This window comes from Noviherbaspirillum sedimenti (genome assembly GCF_003590835.1).
Taxonomy (GTDB): domain Bacteria; phylum Pseudomonadota; class Gammaproteobacteria; order Burkholderiales; family Burkholderiaceae_D; genus Paucimonas; species Paucimonas sedimenti.
This window is the reverse complement of sequence record NZ_QYUQ01000002.1, coordinates 1829173-1845778: the sequence shown is the minus strand read 5'-3', so window position 1 is coordinate 1845778 and position 16606 is coordinate 1829173. Positions and strand designations below refer to the sequence as shown.

The window sequence follows — 16606 nt, the reverse complement described above, 5'->3', positions numbered from 1 at the left end:
GGCGCGTGCGTGACGCGTTCCGGGAAATCGGATTCCAATCGAACTGGACTGGCAATAAAATGGGCAAAATACCGAAACTAAGCGAACTGCAGCAGTTGCCGCGCGCCGCTGCCGGCAGCAAGCCATTGCATCTCGTGCGGCGCGACTTTGGCGCACTGACCGAAGCAGTGGAGTCGACTGCGGCTGTACTGGCGCTGACCGCCCCTGAACGCGACCAGCGCGGCGGTACGGCCTGGGCCGAGCGCCAGGCCTTGCGCGACAGCGGCCTGCTGCCCTTGGCGGTGCCTGCTGCATTCGGCGGCCCGGAAGCGCCTTGGCCGCTCATTTACAGAATCATCCGGCGCTTCGCCGAAGTGGACAGTTCGCTCGCGCATCTGTTCGGCTTCCAGCATCTGCAAGTCGCCAGCATCATCCTGTTCGGAAATCCCGAGCAGAAACAGCAGTTCCTGGGCAAGACCGTGACGGAAGGCTGGTTCTGGGGCAACGCGACCAATGGCCTGGATAATCGGGCCTCACTGATCTGGCGCGACGACGATGGCGGTTATTTTGAATTAAATGGCACCAAGTCATTCTGCTCGGGAGCGACGGGTTCGGACATGCTGAACGTCACCGCGCCGAACCCGGACAAGCCGGCCGAGCGCGTATTTTTTTCGATCCCCACCAATCGTGCCGGTATCAATATCCACGACGACTGGGATAACCTGGGGCAGCGCCAGACCGATAGCGGCTCGGTGACATTCGACCGGGTGCGCGTCGAGCGCGACGAAGTGCTGGGGCCGCCAGGCACCACCGGCACGCCGCGGGCCACGCTGCGCACGCTGGTCTCGCAACTGATTCTGATTGAAATTTACATCGGCAATGCGCAGGGCGCGCTGCTCAACGCCTGGAAGTACACGCACGAGCAGGGCCGTCCGTGGATTTCTTCCGGTGTCGAACGCGCTATCGATGATCCCTTTACCCAGCAGCATTATGGCGACCTCTGGATTGCGTTGCGCGGGGCGATTGCCCTGGCCGAAGCGGCCGCCAGTCAGTTGCAGCAGGCTTGGGAGCTGGGCGATGCCTTGACTGCAGAGCAGCGCGGCACTGCCGCGTTGGCGATCTACGAAGCGAAGATAGTCGCCGCCCGCGCCGCGCTGGAGATTACCTCGAAGATTTTTGAAGTGATGGGGGCGCGCGCTACGGCGACGAAATACGGCTTTGACCGCTTCTGGCGCAACGTGCGCGTGCATACCCTGCATGATTCGCTCGACTACAAGCTGAAAGATGTCGGCCAGTGGGTACTGACCGGCGAAGTGCCGGAACCGTCGATTTATTCCTGATCCAGCTCCTTCAGGTACACCCAGGGGAAAATGCCGCGTTCGTGGCCGTCGCTGAAAATGATTTGCGCGGCGTAGGCGCCCACCAGACGGATATCTGTGATGCTCGCTGGCGGGTGGATCGCAAGTGCATCGCTGCTCCGCTGGCGCATGCTTTTGCAGTCGGCACAGGGGCACTGGCGGCGCAGCAGCGCGCCATCCAGTTGCTGTGTTGTGCCGTCATCCCAGACAATTTCGAGCAGCGCGGTACGGGCATCGCTGCGCAGTGCTTGCGGATAAGGCATTTACGGCATTTCCTGCCAGGACGCTGTACGAATCTGTTCGATCGCCAGGCGCACCGACTTGCGCACCTCGGGATCGGGATCAGCCTGCAGGCTTTCCAGCGCCGGCAGCGCCGTTTCCACCCCAATCTCGCCCAGCGCCAGCGCCGTTTCCTTGCGCAGGTTGCTGTTTTCATGCGCCAGCGTCAGGATCAGCGCCGGGACGGCAGCCGTGCTGCGCAAGCGGCCAAGGCTGCGCGCCGCGCGCAAGCGCGTTTGCCAATAGCTGTCTTGCAGCGCCTCAATCAGGCTTTGCGCAGCTTGGGGGAAACGCAGTTTGCCCAGCGTCGTCGCCGCTTCCTCGCGTACCTGCCATGCAGGATCCAGCAATGCCGACAGCAGCGCCGGCAGTACCGAGTCATCGGTGGCAAAGCCGAGCGCGCCCACCGCGGCCCGGCGCACGTCAGGATCGGCGTCGCCGGCAGCGATAGCGGTCAAGGGCGCCAGTGCCGCTGGCCGCTTCAGATAGCCCAGGACGGAAACCGCTTCGCGGCGCACTGCCGGATCACCATTGCCCAGAGCGGCAAGCGCGGGTTCGAAACTTTCCGCCACGCGCAATTCGCGCAAGGCGCGCAAAATCGCCACTTGCACGAAGGAATCGGCGGCGCTGGCATGCGCCAGCAGCAGATCCGCCGATGCGGAGTTTTTCAATTCGCTGAGGCTGTGCGCCGCAGCTTCGCGCACGTCGGCATCGGCATCGCTTAACAGCACAACCAGGCCGGCGACGCTGGCATCGCTTTCGAACGCCTCCAGCGCCCGCGCGGCTTCGGCGCGCACCCGGGCGTAAGCATCCTGCAAGGCAGTGATGAAAAGCGCGGCATGTTCATCGCCCGCAATGTCCGTCAAATCCAGGATGGCAATCCGCCGCACTTCATTATCCGGCGACTGCAGTCTTTCATGGATGGCCTGAATTTCAGGATCGTCGTTGAATACCAGACTCACTGTTTTGTTCCTTAAATTGCGAATTGCAGCAGGCTTGCCGGCACCGCCCCCAGAGGACTTAGACGCTCCAGCGGAGCGACATGTGCCCCGGGGTGCAGCAATGCCATGCAATGCCGTTTCAATTGGGTGAACCTGCTGGAAGTCAGCAATTCCGCATTGCGCGGACGGGCGAATTCGAGCGGGATCTCTTCGATAATGCGCCCGGGACGCGGGCTCATCACCAGGATGCGGTCCGCCAGGAACAGCGCCTCGTCGATGTCGTGGGTGATGAAGACGATACTGGTCTGGATGCGCGCCCAGACCTCAAGCAACAGCTCCTGCATCTTGAGGCGGGTTTGCGCATCGAGCGCGCCGAAAGGCTCATCCATCAGCATCACGCGCGGATGGTTGATCAGCACGCGTGCAATTTCCACGCGCTGTTGCATGCCGCCCGAAAGTTGTCCGGGATAGACGTTTTCGAAGCCTTCCAGTCCCACCAGTTTGAGCAGGTCATGCGCCTGCTGCAGACGCTGGCGGCGCGGGATGCCTTTCATTTTCAGGCCAAAGGCGACGTTTTCCACGACTTTCTTCCAGGGGAAGAGCGTGTGATGCTGGAACACGAGGCCGCGGTCCGGGTGCGGTCCGCTGACCGGCAGGCCATCGACGCGGACGCTGCCCTGGCTTGGCGCCAGATGGCCGGCAAGCGCGCCGAGCAGCGTCGACTTGCCGCAGCCGGAAGGCCCGAGTATGCAAACGAACTCACCCGGTGCAACCGAAATCGACACATCCTGCAGGGCTTCAAATTCCTGTTTGCCTGCGCCCAGCCGGATGTGCACACGGTCGATCTCGATCTTGCCCTGGCTAGCATTGTTGCTCATGTTTTTTTCCTTTGCAGCAGATACCAGGGCATCAGCGCATTGCCAATTTTCTTGACCAGCGCGCTGCTGCCCATGCCGATGACACCGATGAACAGCATGCCCACCACGATCTCGGCGTAATTCTGGATGGTGTACGAAGCCCAGGTGTAATAGCCGATGCCGAACTGGCCGGAAATCATTTCGGCAGTCACCAGGCAGAACCAGGCGGTGCCCATGCCGATTGACAGACCGGTGACAATGTTGGGCGCGGCGGCGGGCAGGATCACTTCGGTGAAAATGGCGCGCCGCCTGCCGCCCAGACTGCGGGCGGAGGCGATCAGGCGTGGATCGACGCCTTCCACGCCGTGGATGGTGTTGAGCAGGATCGGAAACAGCGCGCCGATAAAGGTGATATAGATCATCGACATTTCCGACGAGGGAAACATCAGGATGGCAAGCGGAATCCAGGCCACGGCCGGAATCGGCCGCAGCACTTCCAGCGGCGGCAGCAGCACATCCTCCAGCCAGCGCGAGCGGCCAATCACCAGGCCCAGCAGGATGCCTGCCACCGCGGCGCCGGCAAAGCCGGCAAACACGCGGTACACGCTGGCCGACAGATGCTGCGCCAGCCTGGGCGACTGGATCAGGTCGAGCGCCGCCTGCAGCACGTCCTTGGGCGGGGGAACATTCTGGAATGTCACCAGGCCCAGGTTGATGTGCCGCGTTGACGCCCAGTGCCAGGCCAGGACGCAGGCGGCGATGGAGATTACCCGCAACAGCAGGCGGCCGGTCAGTTGCAGCTTCGCTGCGCCGGGGAGGTTGAGGCTCGTGCTGGCCATGTCAGGACTCCGCTTGGTTGCTCATTGATCAGCTGGCAATGCCGGCCTTGGCGGTGTCGAAATCCAGCACCTTGCCCTTGTTCTTCTGGGCCCATGCCTCGGCGGATGCCTTCAGCAGGAAGGCGCTGACTTCATTCTTGCCGTGGGCAACGAACCAGGCATCGCCGGCCAGCAGCTTCAGGCCGGTTTCGCGGTCATGCGCATACACGGTGCGGATCTTCTTGCCGGCCTTTTCCAGTTTGCGGGCTTCGGCAAAGGCGGTTTCCGCCGTTGCATAATGGCGCACCAGCGGTTCACCCTCGACCCATATCTGCGCGACGCGCTTCGGATCTGCGATCGGTTTGCCGGTGACGGCGTCCTTGGCAGTCAGCGGCAGCTTGGCGTAGTTCTTCAACTGGGCGTCATAGTTCAGGCTGGCTTGCTTGAAGGCGGTGCGGAGGTACTGATCGTTGATGAAGGCATTGACGTCGATATCGCTGTCGGTGCGTTTGAGCAGGCGCAGGGTTTCAATCGACGTCTTCACCGCCTGGCGGTATTCCGGTTTCCAGCTCAGATCGCGGGTTTGCAAGCCAAGCGGGCCATGGAACAGGTAGTTGACTTCGGCTTCGATGCCGGTGACCTTGGCGATCAGTTCGCTGTACTTTTCCGGTTCGGCAGCGATAATGCGGTCAGCCTCGATGGCTGCGCGCAGGTAGGCGACCACGATTTCCGGATATTTCTTGGCGTATTCGGCATCGACCAGGCTGCCATGCATGGTCGGCGCATTGGCTTGCGAACCGTCGAAGATCTTGCGGGCATAGCCGCGGTGCGGAAACAGTTCGGCAAACGGCACGAAGTCGGCATGGGCTTCGATCTTGTTGCTTTGCAAGGCGGAGCCGGCGACTTCCGGCGACTGGGTGGTGATGGTCACATCTTTTTCCGGGTCCCAGCCCTGTGACTTGATGGCGCGCAGCAGCATGCCATGCGAAGTCGATGCGAACGGCACGGAAATCGTCTTGCCTTTCAATTCCGAGATCGACTGCACCGGCGATGATTTCGGCACCACGATGCCGTTGCCGCTGCCCAGCGTGCTGCCGGACAGGACATTGATGAAGATGCTCTGCTTGCCGGCTTTCTGGTGCGCTGCACCGTTGAAGGAGCCGGGGAAGTCGGCCATCGAACCGAAGTCGAGCTTGCCGGCGACCATTTCATTGGTCAGCGGCGCACCCGAGGTGAAGTTCTTCCACTGGATGTCATATTGCGCATCCTTGTACTTGCCGTCGCGCGGCAGGTATTTTTCGAGCAGTTTCAGTTCGCGGATCAGCAGACCGCCGGTGGCGCAATTGATGGTGGTATCTTGCGTGCCGATGGCGATGCGGATGGTTTCGGCGTTGGCGCTGCCGAAGGCGAGTACCAGGGCCAGGCCCAGCAGTTTTTTATGCAGTTGCATTTACTTCTCCCAGAGTGGTTATTTTCGGATCACTTCTACTTCAAGGCACTTCATTAACGCAGCAAATACGGGATATCGACGTGGACGGCGCCGGTGGGGCAATCCTTTTCACATGGCATGCAGTACCAGCATTCATCGAATTTCATGTAAGCCTTGCCCTTGACGAGGTCGATCGCCAGCACGTCGAGCGGGCAGACATCGACGCACACGGTGCAGCCTTTTTCGGCAATGCATTTTTCTTCATCGACCCTGACCGGGACGCTGGTGATATTGATGGCGGTTGGCATGGTCTTCTCTTTCAGGCGGCATGCGCCTGGTTGCTGGTTTGCGCGTCGGCTTCCTTGTTGATGCGCAAACGCTGATAGGCGGTTTTTTCATTTTCATCGAGCGCGACGATGTAGGGTTCGATGGCGCGCTTGAAGCAAGTCATCTGCTCGTTGTCTTTTTTCAGCTGGACATGAACGAACCAGTCGCGGTCATTGCGTTCCGGATAATCAACGCGGTTGTGGTACAGGCCCCAGCGGCTTTCCGTGCGATACAGCGAAGCCCGCGCCGCCATTTCGGCGCAGTCGCGGATGGCGTGCACTTCCAGTGCGCGCATCAATTCATGCGGATTGTTCGCCTGCAGGCGGTCCAGGTCTTCGCGGATCGCTTCGAAGCGCGACAAGCCGATTTCCATCTTGCGGGTTACCTTGGGCGGCTGCAGGTAGTCGTTGACCATGCGTCGCAGCTTGTATTCCACCTGGTTCGGCGGCAAGCCGTCCCGGCGCGACAGCGGCGCCCATACGCGCTGGCGCTCCCGCTCGACCTGGCCCTGGTCAATATCGGCCAGCGGCTTTTCGGCGCAATAGCGCGCCGCGCTTTCGCCGGCGAGCTTGCCGTAGACGAAGGCGCCCAGCATGTAGTTGTGCGGCACGCATGCCATGTCGCCGGCGGAGTACAACCCTGGCACCGTGGTCTCGGCATGCTCGTTGACCCACACGCCAGAGGCTGAGTGGCCGCTGCAGAAGCCGATCTCGGAAATATGCATTTCCACCATCTGCTCGCGGTAATTGGTGCCGCGACCTTCATGGAAGCGGCCGCGGCTGGGGCGTTCATTGGTATGCAGGATGGTTTCAATGGTGCTGATAGTTTCTTCGGCCAGGTGGTTCAGTTTCAGGAACACCGGGCCGTTGCCGCCTTGTAGTTCGTTGTAAAACTCTTGCATCATCTGGCCGCTCCAGTAATCGCTCTCGATGAAGCGCTCGCCCTTGTTGTTGGTGGTGAAGCCGCCAAACGGGCCAGTCACGTAGGCGCAGGCCGGGCCGTTGTAATCCTTGATCAGCGGGTTGATCTGGAAGCATTCGAGCCCCGACAGTTCTGCGCCGGCGTGGTACGCCATGCTGTAGCCATCGCCGGCATTGGTCGGGTTTTCATAGGTGCCGAACAGGTAGCCGGAGGCGGGCAGGCCAAGGCGGCCGGCAGCGCCGGTCGACAGCACCACGGTCTTGGCGCGGATTACGTGAAAATCGCCGCTGCGGCAATCGAAAGCCATGGCGCCAGCGATGCTGCCGTCGTCAGCCGTCAGCAGGCGCGTTGCGACCAGACGATTGGTGATTTCCACGCGCTGGCGCTTGAGGCGCCGATACAATACTTTCTTGATGTCGTGACCTTCCGGCATTGGCAAGACGTACGTGCCCATGTGGTGCACCTTGCGCATGGCATAGTCGCCGGTTTCATCCTTTTCGAATTTCACGCCCCAGCGGTCGAGTTCCTCGATCATCGGAAAGCTGTTCTGCGCATACGCCATCAGGGTTTTCTGGTTGACGATGCCGTCATTGGCGGTCGTGATTTCCTTGACATACTGTTCGGGTGTGGCGAAGCCCGGCACCACGGCATTGTTCAAGCCATCCATGCCCATCGAAATGGCGCCGCTGCGCTTGACGTTGGCTTTTTCCAGCAGCAGCACCCGCAGTTGCGGATTGGCTTCCTTGGCCTTGGCTGCCGCCATCGGTCCGGCAGTGCCGCCGCCGATCACGAGCACGTCAACGGTCTGGATATGAGTTTCCATCATTAATTCCTGGTTGGATCAGGGGCGTTCCCCTGAAATTGATGCGAGGGCGGATGGTCCAGTCGCCGCGAGATTTTCAACCGGTACTGGAATGCATCTCCGCGAAAATACAAATGTTCAAAATCCAGCGGCTTGCCGTCGGCGCTGTATGTCAAACGCTCGATACGCAGCAGCGCCGTTCCCGGCTTTACTTCACGGGCGGCGGACAGTGGGGCAAGTTTTCTATCGAGCCTGTCATGACAGGTTATGAACGATGAATGGCGAAGATCGTAGCGACCGATTGGGCGGTTTGGAACGAATCAATTCACGCTTGCTTATGCGGAAATTGTTGGTTGGCGAAGACAGGATTTTAGGCAAGCTGATATCTGTTTTTTACGTATCAATAGCGGATTTGATTCGTTGTTGATAGGCAAATTTCTCTTGTAATCTGTTCGCTGGCTCTATTTCATTCATCAAGGGAGAACAACAATGAAACTGGTCAAATCACTGCTGCTCGTCGGCAGTTTGTTGCTGGGCACTGCGCATGCGGCGCCTGGCGACTTCCTGGTCAGCACCGACTGGCTGGAAAAGAACATCAACGATCCGAAACTGCGCCTGATTGAAGTGAGCGTCAATCCCGGTCAGTTCGAGCGTGGTCACATTCAGGGGGCGGTCAATTTCACGTGGCATACGGACCTGGTCGATCCAGTCAAGCGCGATATCGTCAGCCAGCCGAATTTTGAAAAACTGCTGCGCGACGCCGGTGTCAGCAATGACAGTACCGTGGTCCTGTATGGCGACACCAACAACTGGTTTGCCGCCTGGGGCGCCTGGGTGTTTGATACCTACGGCGTCAAGAACGTGAAACTGCTGGATGGCGGCCGCAAGAAATGGGAAGCGGAAAACCGTCCGCTGGTCGCCGTCGCCAAGGTTCCGGCTGCCGGCAATGTCAAGGTTCAGCCAGCGAACAAGGCCCTGCGTGCGCGCCTGGCCGACGTCGTTGCCGTGGCAGAGAAGAAGAGCAATGTCGCACTGGTCGATATCCGTTCTGCCGATGAGTACAGCGGCAAGGTGTTCGCACCGGCCGGCGTGCAGGAACTGGCGATCCGTGCCGGCCATGTGCCGGGTGCCGTCAATGTGCCCTGGGGCCAGGCGGTTGCAGCCGATGGCACCTTCAAACCGGTCGAAGAGCTCAAGAAAATCTATGCTGCGGTGGGCATCGACGGCAGTAAGCCGGTGATTACCTATTGCCGCATCGGCGAGCGCTCCAGCCATACCTGGTTCGCACTGAAAAAGCTGCTGGGCTATGACGTGCGCAACTATGACGGATCCTGGACCGAATACGGCAATGCGGTCGGCGTGCCGATCAACAATCCTGCCGGCACCGTCTGGGGTGGCAAGTAATTGGCTGCACTGGCAGTGCCGCCCGCGCGGCGGCTCGCGGTTTCCGCAACTGTGGTAGCAGCGGTAGTGCTGTTCTCTCATCACCTCGGCGGCATCGCCGAGGGTGGTCGGGAGCTGGCGCTGTCGGCCTTGTTTGGCCTGGCGTTCGGCATTTTTCTGCAACGCTCGCGCTTCTGCTTCTTTTGCGTCAGCCGGGACTTCATCGAGCAACGCGATGCCCGCGGCTTGCTGGGCATCGTCGCCGCGCTGGCGATCGGTATCGTCGGCTACCACCTCGTATTCGGCGCCTTCCTGCCGGTGCCGACGCCTGGTCGCCTGCCGCCGCAGGCGCACATCGGACCATTGAGCTGGGTGCTGGCGGCCGGCGCATTTTCCTTCGGTATCGGCATGGCGCTTTCCGGCTCCTGCATCAGCGCCCACCTGTACCGCCTCGGTGAGGGATCGACCGCCTCGCCATTTGCCTTGCTCGGTGCGCTGGTCGGCTTTGCACTTGGTTTTGCAAGCTGGAATGATCTGTACCTTTCAGGTATCCAGCAGGCCCCAGTGGTGTGGCTGCCGCATCACTTCGGCTATGCCGGCTCGGTGGCGCTGCAACTGGTGGTGCTTGCCATTATTGCGATCGGCTTGTGGCGATGGCATCGCCAACCGGATGCTGTGGCGGCAAAGGGCGGTGCATGGGAACGCCGCTGGCCGGCGTATGTCGGCGGCTTGCTGGTCGGTTTCCTCGGCGTGCTGTCTTATTTTCGACTCGGGCCCCTGGGCGTGACGGCCGAGCTGGGCAGTATCGCCCGTACCGCCGCCAGCACGACCGGATGGCTGCCCGACCGGCTGGAAGGACTGGATACCTTTTCCGGTTGTGCAACCGTGATCAAGCAGACGCTGTGGTCAGACAATGGCGTATTCATCCTGAGCCTGGTATTGGGATCGCTGGCTGCAGCGGTTTTCGCGGGCGACTTCAAGCCACGCCTGCCGCGACTGCCGGAAATCGGCCGCGCCCTGGCGGGTGGTGTGCTGATGGGGTGGGGCGCCATGGTGGCGCTGGGCTGCACCGTCGGCACTATGCTGTCCGGGATCATGGCCGGGGCAGCTTCCGGCTGGGTATTCGGTTTGTTTCTTTTCGGTGGACTCTGGCTTGGCTGGCAGGCGCGCCGGAAACTGGACTGGGGCTAGCGGCATGCCCGTGACTTGATGCCGACGGACGATGGTTTGTCTAACGCCCGTCGGGTTCTTGCAGCACAGTTTCGCCTGCTTCTTGCAATTTCAGGCGTTCTTCTCTTTGCCATTGCTGATAAAAGGCCGATTTCACCGGCATCAGCGTTTTAGGCTGAGGCAATGCAACCCATATGCGTGCGCTTTTATGGCGCACGAGGCGTTTGTGGAATTGGGGTTCAAAACTGACTGCCATCACGTTTCCTTCATTGAGCAATCCCACGTATTCCGATTATTCCGTTTTGATGGAAATCCATGGAAGCCTTGGGTGTGACAAGATTAGATGCTGGTAGCGGCAGGGGGAACGAATATTTTTAAATATTCATATCCTGAAATTGAGGTACGACTGTCCCTGTTTCAGGTAAACAGATGGCTTGATGATTCGTATAAAAAATCATTGCGGTTGAAGGCAGGCGTTACAATCCGGACTTCCCCATTTTGAATCGACAAACTTGATGTTTGGCACGCAGATGAAAAGAAGGGCAGTCACCGCGCTTGCTGCATTGCTGATGCTGGCGGCAATCCTGGCGGCGGCACCGGCGCGCGCCGCCGAACTGCGCATCGGCCTTGCCGCCGATGTTTCCTCGCTCGACCCGCATTATCTGAATATCGCGCCGAATATCGCATTGTCCACGCATCTGTTCGATACCCTGGTGGCGGTCAGTCCGGATGGCCAGCTGGTGCCAGGGCTGGCGATTTCATGGCGCGCTGTGGATGCGACCACCTGGGAGTTGAAGCTGCGGCCAGGCGTGAAGTTCCACGACGGCAGTGAGCTGACCGCCGACGATGTACTGTTTTCGCTGGATCGCCCGGCAGCGCTGGTCGGCAGCCCCGGGCCATTTACCAGTTACACCAGGCAAATTGTCGCCAAGGACGCGCCCGATCGCCATACGGTACGGCTGAAGACCGCCAAGGCTTACGGGCCACTGCCGCTTGACCTCAGCTCGATTTTCATCGTCTCGAAACGGGCGGCGCAGTACGCTTCCACCGCCGATTTCAACAGCGGCAAGGTCGCGATCGGCAGCGGTCCGTACCGGTTCGCGCGCTTCCTGCGCGGCGACCGCATCGAACTGGTCCGCAATGAACACTACTGGGGCGACAAGCCTGCCTGGGACAAGGTGTCCTTGCGCATCCTCACCAGCAATGCGCCGCGCCTGGCAGCCCTGCTGGCGGGCGACGTCGATGCGATCGAAGGCGTGCCAGCGGCGCATATCGAGCGGATCAAGGCAGACCCGAAGTTCCGTCTTGAACAGAAAGTCTCCTGGCGCACCATTTTCTGGCATCTCGACCAGTCGGCGCGGCCGTCGCCCTTTGTCACGGACAAGGCCGGCAAGCAGCTGCCCGAAAACCCCCTGCGCGATATGCGCGTGCGGCGGGCGATTTCCATGGCCATCGACCGCAAAGCGCTGACCAGCCGCACCATGGAAGGCCTGGCGGTGCCGGCATCGAACCTGGTGGCGCCGGGCATCTTCGGCCACAATCCGGCTCTGCCGGTCGAAAAATACGACCCTGACGGCGCCCGTAAGCTGCTTGCCGAGGCTGGCTATCCGGATGGCTTCGCCCTGATTCTGCACGGCACCAACGACCGCTACATCAACGATGCCGCCGTGGTGCAGACGACGGCACAATACCTGAACCGCGTCGGCATCCGCGCGCAGGTGCAGACCATGCCGCTGTCGATTTATTTCGGCAGGGCGCGCAAGGGCGAATTCAGCGCGGCGCTGCTCGGCTGGGGTTCGCTGGCCGGCGACTTTGCCCTGCGCACGGTGGTCGGCACGCCGAATCCGCAGACCGGCTGGGGCAGCTGGAACTGGGGGAAGTACAGTAACGGCATGGTCGATGCGCTGGTGCGAAGCGCCTTGTCTTCGGTCGCGCCCGCCGAACGCGAAAATGCAGCGCGCCAGGCGGCGGCGCTGGCGCTGGGCGAATATGCCATCGTGCCGCTGCATCACCAGGTTGCGACATGGGCAATGCGCAAGGGTTTGCAGTACACTGCGCGAACCGATGAATTTACCTTTGCTCACCTTTTTCATCCGCAATAGGACGCTGCAATCGTGCGGCAGATGTGCCTGCGCCGGCGGCAGCCGCGCGGAGCGATAAGCCATGCCTGCCTTCCTGTTGCGCCGCCTGCTGCAAAGCGCCGTCGTCCTGCTGGCGATGTCGCTGCTGGTGTTCGCCGGCGTGCATGCGATCGGTAATCCCGTCGATGTGCTGATCAGCCCGGATGCCAGCCAGGCCGAGCGCGCGCGGGTCATCGCCTCCTTCGGGCTGGACCAGCCGCTGTGGCGGCAGTACCTGCTGTTCCTGAAAAATGCCGTGCAGGGCGACATCGGCACTTCCTACATCTATGCGACGCCGGCCCTGGGCCTCATCCTCGAACGCTTGCCGGCGACGCTGGAACTGGCGCTGGCGGCGATCTTCATCGCCGTCGCGTTCGGCATTCCGCTGGGCCTGTGGGCCGGGCTGCGACCGGACGGCGTCATCGGCCGCACCATCATGGCGGCATCCATCCTCGGCGTTTCCTTGCCGACGTTCTGGGTAGGACTGATGCTGATCATGCTGTTTGCCGTGCAGCTGGGCTGGCTGCCCGCCGGCGGGCGCGGGCCGACCACACTGCTGCTGGGCGTGCCGGTCAGCTTCCTGAGCATCGAAGGCTTGCGCCACTTGCTGCTGCCGGCAGTGAACCTGGCATTGGTGAATGTCGCGCTGGTGATCCGCCTTGCACGTGCCGGCACACTGGATGCGATGCGGCAGGATTACGTCAAGTTCGCGCGCGCCAAGGGCTTGTCTGCCGGCCGCATCGTCGGCGTGCATGTGCTCAAGAATATCCTGGTGCCGATCGTCACGGTGGTGGCCTTGCAGTTTGGCGCCGTCATCGCTTTTTCGATCGTGACGGAAACCGTGTTTGCCTGGCCGGGCATGGGCAAGCTCATCATCGATTCGATCCGGGTGCTGGACCGGCCGGTGATCGTTGCCTACATGATGCTGGTGGCGGCGCTGTTCGTCGCCATCAATCTGGCGGCGGACCTGGTGTATTCGGCACTGGACCCGCGCGTGCGGTTGACCGGGGAGGATACGTAGCGATGGCCATCGCAACCCATCAAGTGCCTGCCATGTCGCCATCGCGCCGCTTTGCTCGGGAGTTTTTCAGCAAGCGCATCGCCACGGGCAGTTTCGTGCTGTTGCTGCTCATCCTGCTGGCGGCACTGTTTGCGCCGCTGCTGTCGCCGCAGGATCCGTATGATCTGGCGCGGCTCGACTTGCTGGATGCGCGCCTGGCGCCGGGCACGATGTCGGGCGACGGCAGCCTGGTATTTCTGCTCGGTTCGGACGCCCAGGGGCGCGACATGCTGTCGGCCATGCTGTACGGTATCCGCATCTCCGTGATCGTGGGGATAGCCAGCACCGCCATCGCGCTGGCCGTCGGCCTGGCGCTGGGGCTGCTGGCTGGCTATCGCGGCGGGCGCATCGATGCCGTGCTCATGCGCGTGGTGGATATCCAGCTGTCCTTCCCCTCGATCCTGATCGCCCTGGTGCTGCTGGCCTTAAGCGGGCCGGGCCTGGGCAAGATCATCGCCGCGCTGGCAGCAGCGCAATGGGCGTATTACGCCCGCACCGCGCGCAGCGCCGCGCTGGTCGAGCGCCGCAAGGAATACATCGAGGCGGCGACTTGCCTGGGCTTGTCCGGCACGCGCATCATGTTCCGGCACCTGCTGCCGAACTGCCTGCCGCCGCTGGTGGTGGTGGCGGCGCTGCAGGTGGCTGCGGCGATTTCGCTGGAGGCGACCTTGTCCTTCCTTGGCCTTGGCTTGCCGGTCACCGAACCGTCGCTGGGGCTGCTGATCGCCAATGGCTTCGAGTACATGCTGTCCGGTAAATACTGGATCAGCCTGTTCCCGGGTGTCGCCCTGCTGTTGCTGGTGGCATCGATTACCCTGGTCGCAGATCGCCTGCGCGATGTGCTCAATCCCCGCCTGCAGGGGCCGGCGCCATGAAGTCGCAAGCGGATTTACCGACACTTGCCGTCAGCGGCCTGACGACGGAATTTCCCGTCGCCGGCGGCATCGTCAGGCCGGTGGATGACGTTTCGTTCGAAGTCAGGCGCGGCCAGATCATGGGGCTGGTCGGCGAGTCCGGTTCCGGCAAGTCGATGACCGCCTGGTCGATCATGGGCATGGTCGATGCGCCGGGCCGCATCAGCGCCGGCAGCATCGTTTTCCAGGGGGGCGATTTGCGCACCCTGGACGAGCGTGCCCTGCGCGCGTTGCGTGGCGACCGTATCGCCATGATCTTCCAGGATCCCGCAACCAGCCTGAACCCGGTGCTGCGCATCGACACCCAGATGATCGAAGCCATCACCGCACACCGGCCTGTCGGCAGGCGCGCCGCGCGGGAAATGGCGCGCGAGGCGCTGGCGCGGGTCGGCATCGCTTCGCCCGAAGAGCGCCTGCTGGCCTACCCGCACCAGTTTTCCGGCGGCATGCGGCAGCGCGTGGCGATTGCCATTGCCATGCTCAACCGGCCGGACCTGATCATTTGCGACGAACCCACCACCGCACTCGACGTCACCATCCAGAGCCAGATCCTCGGCCAGATGCAGGCGCTGTGCCGCGAGGCGGGCACGGCGCTGGTCTGGATCACGCATGACTTGTCGGTGGTTGCCGGATTCGCCGATACGGTCGCGGTCATGTATGCCGGCCGCATCGTCGAGAACGGCACGGTCGAGCGGGTGCTGCGGCATCCGCGCCATCCCTATACGCATGGCCTGATCGCCTCGGCGCCGTCGCGCAATCCGCGCGGCCAGCCGCTGCCGCAGATTCCGGGCATGGTGCCGGCGCTGTCCGCGCTGCCGGACGGCTGTACCTTCCGCAACCGCTGCGCCCGGGCTACAGAAGTTTGCCGCAGGGTGCCGCCGCTGGAAATGCTCGATGGCCGGCAGCTGCGCTGCTTTCACCCGGTGATGGAGGAGGGGGCATGAACGGGCAACAGGTGCCGATCTTGGCATTCGATGGCGTCAGCAAGGCCTATGTCCGGCCGGTCGATGCGGCCGCGCGCATCGCGGGGATGTTCTCCGGCGCCGGCAGCCGGCCGGTGGTGCATGCGCTTGAGCGTGTCACCCTGGCGGTCGGTGAGGGTGAAGTTGTCGGACTGGTCGGCGAATCCGGCAGCGGCAAATCGACCCTCGGCCGTATTGCCACGGGATTGCTCAAGCCGACCTCCGGCGCGCTCCTGTGGCGCGGGCAGGATGTCGCGGCGATGGATGGCAAGGCCCGGCGCGCAAAGCAGCTGGCTGCGCAATTGATTTTTCAGGACCCGTATGCTTCGCTCAATCCGCGCATGCGGGTTGCCGACATTGTCGGCGAGGCGCCGGTGGCGCACGGACTGGTGCCATCAAGGGAAAAGAACGAGTACGCCGCCGCCATGCTGCAGCGGGTGGGGCTGGATGCCGCGATGCTGCAACGCTATCCGCACCAGTTTTCCGGTGGACAGCGGGCGCGCATCGGCATTGCCCGCGCGCTGGCGGTGCGGCCGCAATTCCTGGTGTGCGACGAGGCGGTGGCCGCGCTCGACGTGTCGATCCAGGCACAGGTGCTCAATCTTTTCATGCAGCTGCGCGCCGAACTGGGGTTGAGCTACCTGTTCATCAGCCACGACCTCGGCGTGGTGCGGCATGTCGCCGACCGTGTCGCGGTCTTGTATCTGGGGCGGATAGTGGAGGTCGCACCGACGGAAGAACTGTTCGCGCGGGCAAATCATCCTTACACCGTGACGCTGCTGGCGTCGATGCCGACGCTGGAAGTGACGGCAAAGCGGCATATTCCGATTTCCGGCGAGGTGCCGTCGTCGCTGGGGCCGCCTTCGGGCTGCCATTTTCATCCGCGTTGTCCGCATGCAATGCCGCGCTGCCGGCAGGAGGCGCCGGAATTGCGGGAAGTGGCGCCGGGACATTGGGCGGCTTGTCATCTCAATGATGGCGGCGGTGGCATTCAACGATAAAGTCTGGAGGGGCTTGCCTTTGTGGATTTTACGTATGGGTACGTTGCCAATCATGTTTGTCTAGAATGTCTGCAAGACTCAAAGCGGACCCGAAATGAGAGGTTTGGGTGTCAGAGGACTCCCCCTGACTAGGCCCGACCAGCGGGGAAAGTGGCCGTGTTACCCCGCTAGAATGCAGGTGCGCTTCCGGCTTCAGACTGAAAGTTTCTTTGCGCAGACTCGTTACACCGTTGGAGCCTGTGGGTGAATGGCGCGCTGGTGGTACAGTCACCCTTGACTGGCAAA

Annotated in this window: 17 protein-coding genes and 1 pseudogene; 9 read left to right on the top strand and 9 right to left on the bottom strand. The window is 61.9% G+C overall.

Annotated elements, in window-relative coordinates; translation table 11 throughout:
• Positions 1 to 59: 59 nt before the first annotated feature.
• Positions 60 to 1319 carry an acyl-CoA dehydrogenase family protein gene (locus D3878_RS08660; RefSeq protein ID WP_119785094.1) on the top strand — a complete coding sequence of 420 codons (1260 nt, stop codon included), beginning with the start codon at positions 60 to 62 and terminating at the stop codon, positions 1317 to 1319.
• On the opposite strand, the gene D3878_RS08655 is transcribed toward D3878_RS08660, so the two are convergent.
• The 8 genes and pseudogenes from D3878_RS08655 to D3878_RS08620 form a co-directional block, all read right to left on the bottom strand.
• Positions 1310 to 1600, bottom strand: a complete 291-nt coding sequence (locus D3878_RS08655; RefSeq protein ID WP_119785093.1) for a DUF971 domain-containing protein — start codon at positions 1598 to 1600, stop codon at positions 1310 to 1312. The genes D3878_RS08660 and D3878_RS08655 overlap by 10 nt on opposite strands.
• Positions 1601 to 2578 carry a HEAT repeat domain-containing protein gene (locus tag D3878_RS08650; RefSeq protein WP_119785091.1) on the bottom strand — a complete coding sequence of 326 codons (978 nt, stop codon included), beginning with the start codon at positions 2576 to 2578 and terminating at the stop codon, positions 1601 to 1603. It lies immediately after the preceding gene.
• An 11-nt stretch (positions 2579 to 2589) separates the two neighbouring features.
• Positions 2590 to 3435: an ABC transporter ATP-binding protein gene (locus D3878_RS08645; RefSeq protein WP_119785090.1), complete on the bottom strand. Its 846-nt coding sequence runs from the start codon at positions 3433 to 3435 to the stop codon at positions 2590 to 2592.
• Positions 3432 to 4253, bottom strand: a complete 822-nt coding sequence (locus D3878_RS08640; protein WP_119785089.1) for an ABC transporter permease — start codon at positions 4251 to 4253, stop codon at positions 3432 to 3434. The genes D3878_RS08645 and D3878_RS08640 overlap by 4 nt, the downstream gene beginning before the upstream one ends.
• 28 nt (positions 4254 to 4281) lie before the next feature.
• A complete protein-coding gene (locus D3878_RS08635; protein ID WP_119785088.1) occupies positions 4282 to 5682 on the bottom strand; it encodes an ABC transporter substrate-binding protein in 1401 nt (466 codons plus the stop codon).
• A gap of 53 nt (positions 5683 to 5735) precedes the next feature.
• The gene (locus tag D3878_RS08630) at positions 5736 to 5969 is read right to left on the bottom strand and encodes a 4Fe-4S dicluster domain-containing protein (protein ID WP_119785086.1); all 234 of its coding nucleotides are present in this window, start codon (positions 5967 to 5969) and stop codon (positions 5736 to 5738) included.
• A gap of 11 nt (positions 5970 to 5980) precedes the next feature.
• Positions 5981 to 7732 (bottom strand): fumarate reductase/succinate dehydrogenase flavoprotein subunit, encoded by a 1752-nt coding sequence (locus tag D3878_RS08625; RefSeq protein ID WP_119785085.1) that lies wholly within the window; start codon positions 7730 to 7732, stop codon positions 5981 to 5983.
• Between the two features lie 2 nt (positions 7733 to 7734).
• Positions 7735 to 7908 (bottom strand): annotated as a pseudogene (locus D3878_RS08620) (UTRA domain-containing protein); the annotation flags it as partial.
• Between D3878_RS08620 and D3878_RS24795 the strand changes: the two are divergent.
• The 3 genes from D3878_RS24795 (at position 7846) to D3878_RS08610 (ending at position 10285) form a co-directional block, all read left to right on the top strand.
• A complete protein-coding gene (locus tag D3878_RS24795; protein WP_420799504.1) occupies positions 7846 to 7989 on the top strand; it encodes a hypothetical protein in 144 nt (47 codons plus the stop codon). The pseudogene D3878_RS08620 and the gene D3878_RS24795 sit on opposite strands and share 63 nt — an antisense overlap.
• Positions 7990 to 8200: 211 nt before the next feature.
• Entirely contained in the window at positions 8201 to 9115 is a 915-nt protein-coding gene (locus tag D3878_RS08615; protein ID WP_119785081.1) for a sulfurtransferase, read from the top strand.
• The gene (locus D3878_RS08610; protein WP_119785080.1) at positions 9116 to 10285 is read left to right on the top strand and encodes a YeeE/YedE family protein; all 1170 of its coding nucleotides are present in this window, start codon (positions 9116 to 9118) and stop codon (positions 10283 to 10285) included.
• Positions 10286 to 10325: 40 nt separating this feature from the next.
• Here D3878_RS08610 and D3878_RS08605 read toward each other — a convergent pair whose 3' ends face one another.
• The gene (locus tag D3878_RS08605; protein ID WP_119785079.1) at positions 10326 to 10520 is read right to left on the bottom strand and encodes a hypothetical protein; all 195 of its coding nucleotides are present in this window, start codon (positions 10518 to 10520) and stop codon (positions 10326 to 10328) included.
• 274 nt (positions 10521 to 10794) lie between these two features.
• Here D3878_RS08605 and D3878_RS08600 point away from each other — a divergent pair, with 274 nt between their 5' ends.
• From D3878_RS08600 to D3878_RS08580, 5 genes are all read left to right on the top strand, one after another.
• Complete coding sequence (locus D3878_RS08600) at positions 10795 to 12366, top strand: ABC transporter substrate-binding protein (protein WP_233556276.1); 1572 nt, start codon at positions 10795 to 10797, stop codon at positions 12364 to 12366.
• A gap of 61 nt (positions 12367 to 12427) precedes the next feature.
• Positions 12428 to 13405 (top strand): ABC transporter permease, encoded by a 978-nt coding sequence (locus D3878_RS08595; protein WP_119785077.1) that lies wholly within the window; start codon positions 12428 to 12430, stop codon positions 13403 to 13405.
• Between the two features lie 2 nt (positions 13406 to 13407).
• Positions 13408 to 14319, top strand: coding sequence for an ABC transporter permease (locus D3878_RS08590; RefSeq protein ID WP_119785076.1), 912 nt, complete (start codon positions 13408 to 13410; stop codon positions 14317 to 14319).
• Positions 14316 to 15302: an ABC transporter ATP-binding protein gene (locus D3878_RS08585; protein WP_119785075.1), complete on the top strand. Its 987-nt coding sequence runs from the start codon at positions 14316 to 14318 to the stop codon at positions 15300 to 15302. The genes D3878_RS08590 and D3878_RS08585 overlap by 4 nt, the downstream gene beginning before the upstream one ends.
• Positions 15299 to 16321: an ABC transporter ATP-binding protein gene (locus D3878_RS08580; RefSeq protein ID WP_119785074.1), complete on the top strand. Its 1023-nt coding sequence runs from the start codon at positions 15299 to 15301 to the stop codon at positions 16319 to 16321. Before D3878_RS08585 ends, D3878_RS08580 begins: the two co-directional genes overlap by 4 nt.
• The last annotated feature ends 285 nt before the right edge of the window (positions 16322 to 16606 follow it).

Coding starts and splice junctions, on each gene's coding strand:
- D3878_RS08660 (WP_119785094.1), top strand. CDS start 60: ATGGGCAAAATACCGAAACTAAGCGAACTGCAGCAGTTGCCGCGCGCC.
- D3878_RS08655 (WP_119785093.1), bottom strand. CDS start 1,600: ATGCCTTATCCGCAAGCACTGCGCAGCGATGCCCGTACCGCGCTGCTC.
- D3878_RS08645 (WP_119785090.1), bottom strand. CDS start 3,435: ATGAGCAACAATGCTAGCCAGGGCAAGATCGAGATCGACCGTGTGCAC.
- D3878_RS08640 (WP_119785089.1), bottom strand. CDS start 4,253: ATGGCCAGCACGAGCCTCAACCTCCCCGGCGCAGCGAAGCTGCAACTG.
- D3878_RS08635 (WP_119785088.1), bottom strand. CDS start 5,682: ATGCAACTGCATAAAAAACTGCTGGGCCTGGCCCTGGTACTCGCCTTC.
- D3878_RS08630 (WP_119785086.1), bottom strand. CDS start 5,969: ATGCCAACCGCCATCAATATCACCAGCGTCCCGGTCAGGGTCGATGAA.
- D3878_RS08625 (WP_119785085.1), bottom strand. CDS start 7,732: ATGGAAACTCATATCCAGACCGTTGACGTGCTCGTGATCGGCGGCGGC.
- D3878_RS24795 (WP_420799504.1), top strand. CDS start 7,846: ATGTTCAAAATCCAGCGGCTTGCCGTCGGCGCTGTATGTCAAACGCTC.
- D3878_RS08615 (WP_119785081.1), top strand. CDS start 8,201: ATGAAACTGGTCAAATCACTGCTGCTCGTCGGCAGTTTGTTGCTGGGC.
- D3878_RS08605 (WP_119785079.1), bottom strand. CDS start 10,520: ATGGCAGTCAGTTTTGAACCCCAATTCCACAAACGCCTCGTGCGCCAT.
- D3878_RS08600 (WP_233556276.1), top strand. CDS start 10,795: ATGAAAAGAAGGGCAGTCACCGCGCTTGCTGCATTGCTGATGCTGGCG.
- D3878_RS08595 (WP_119785077.1), top strand. CDS start 12,428: ATGCCTGCCTTCCTGTTGCGCCGCCTGCTGCAAAGCGCCGTCGTCCTG.
- D3878_RS08590 (WP_119785076.1), top strand. CDS start 13,408: ATGGCCATCGCAACCCATCAAGTGCCTGCCATGTCGCCATCGCGCCGC.
- D3878_RS08585 (WP_119785075.1), top strand. CDS start 14,316: ATGAAGTCGCAAGCGGATTTACCGACACTTGCCGTCAGCGGCCTGACG.
- D3878_RS08580 (WP_119785074.1), top strand. CDS start 15,299: ATGAACGGGCAACAGGTGCCGATCTTGGCATTCGATGGCGTCAGCAAG.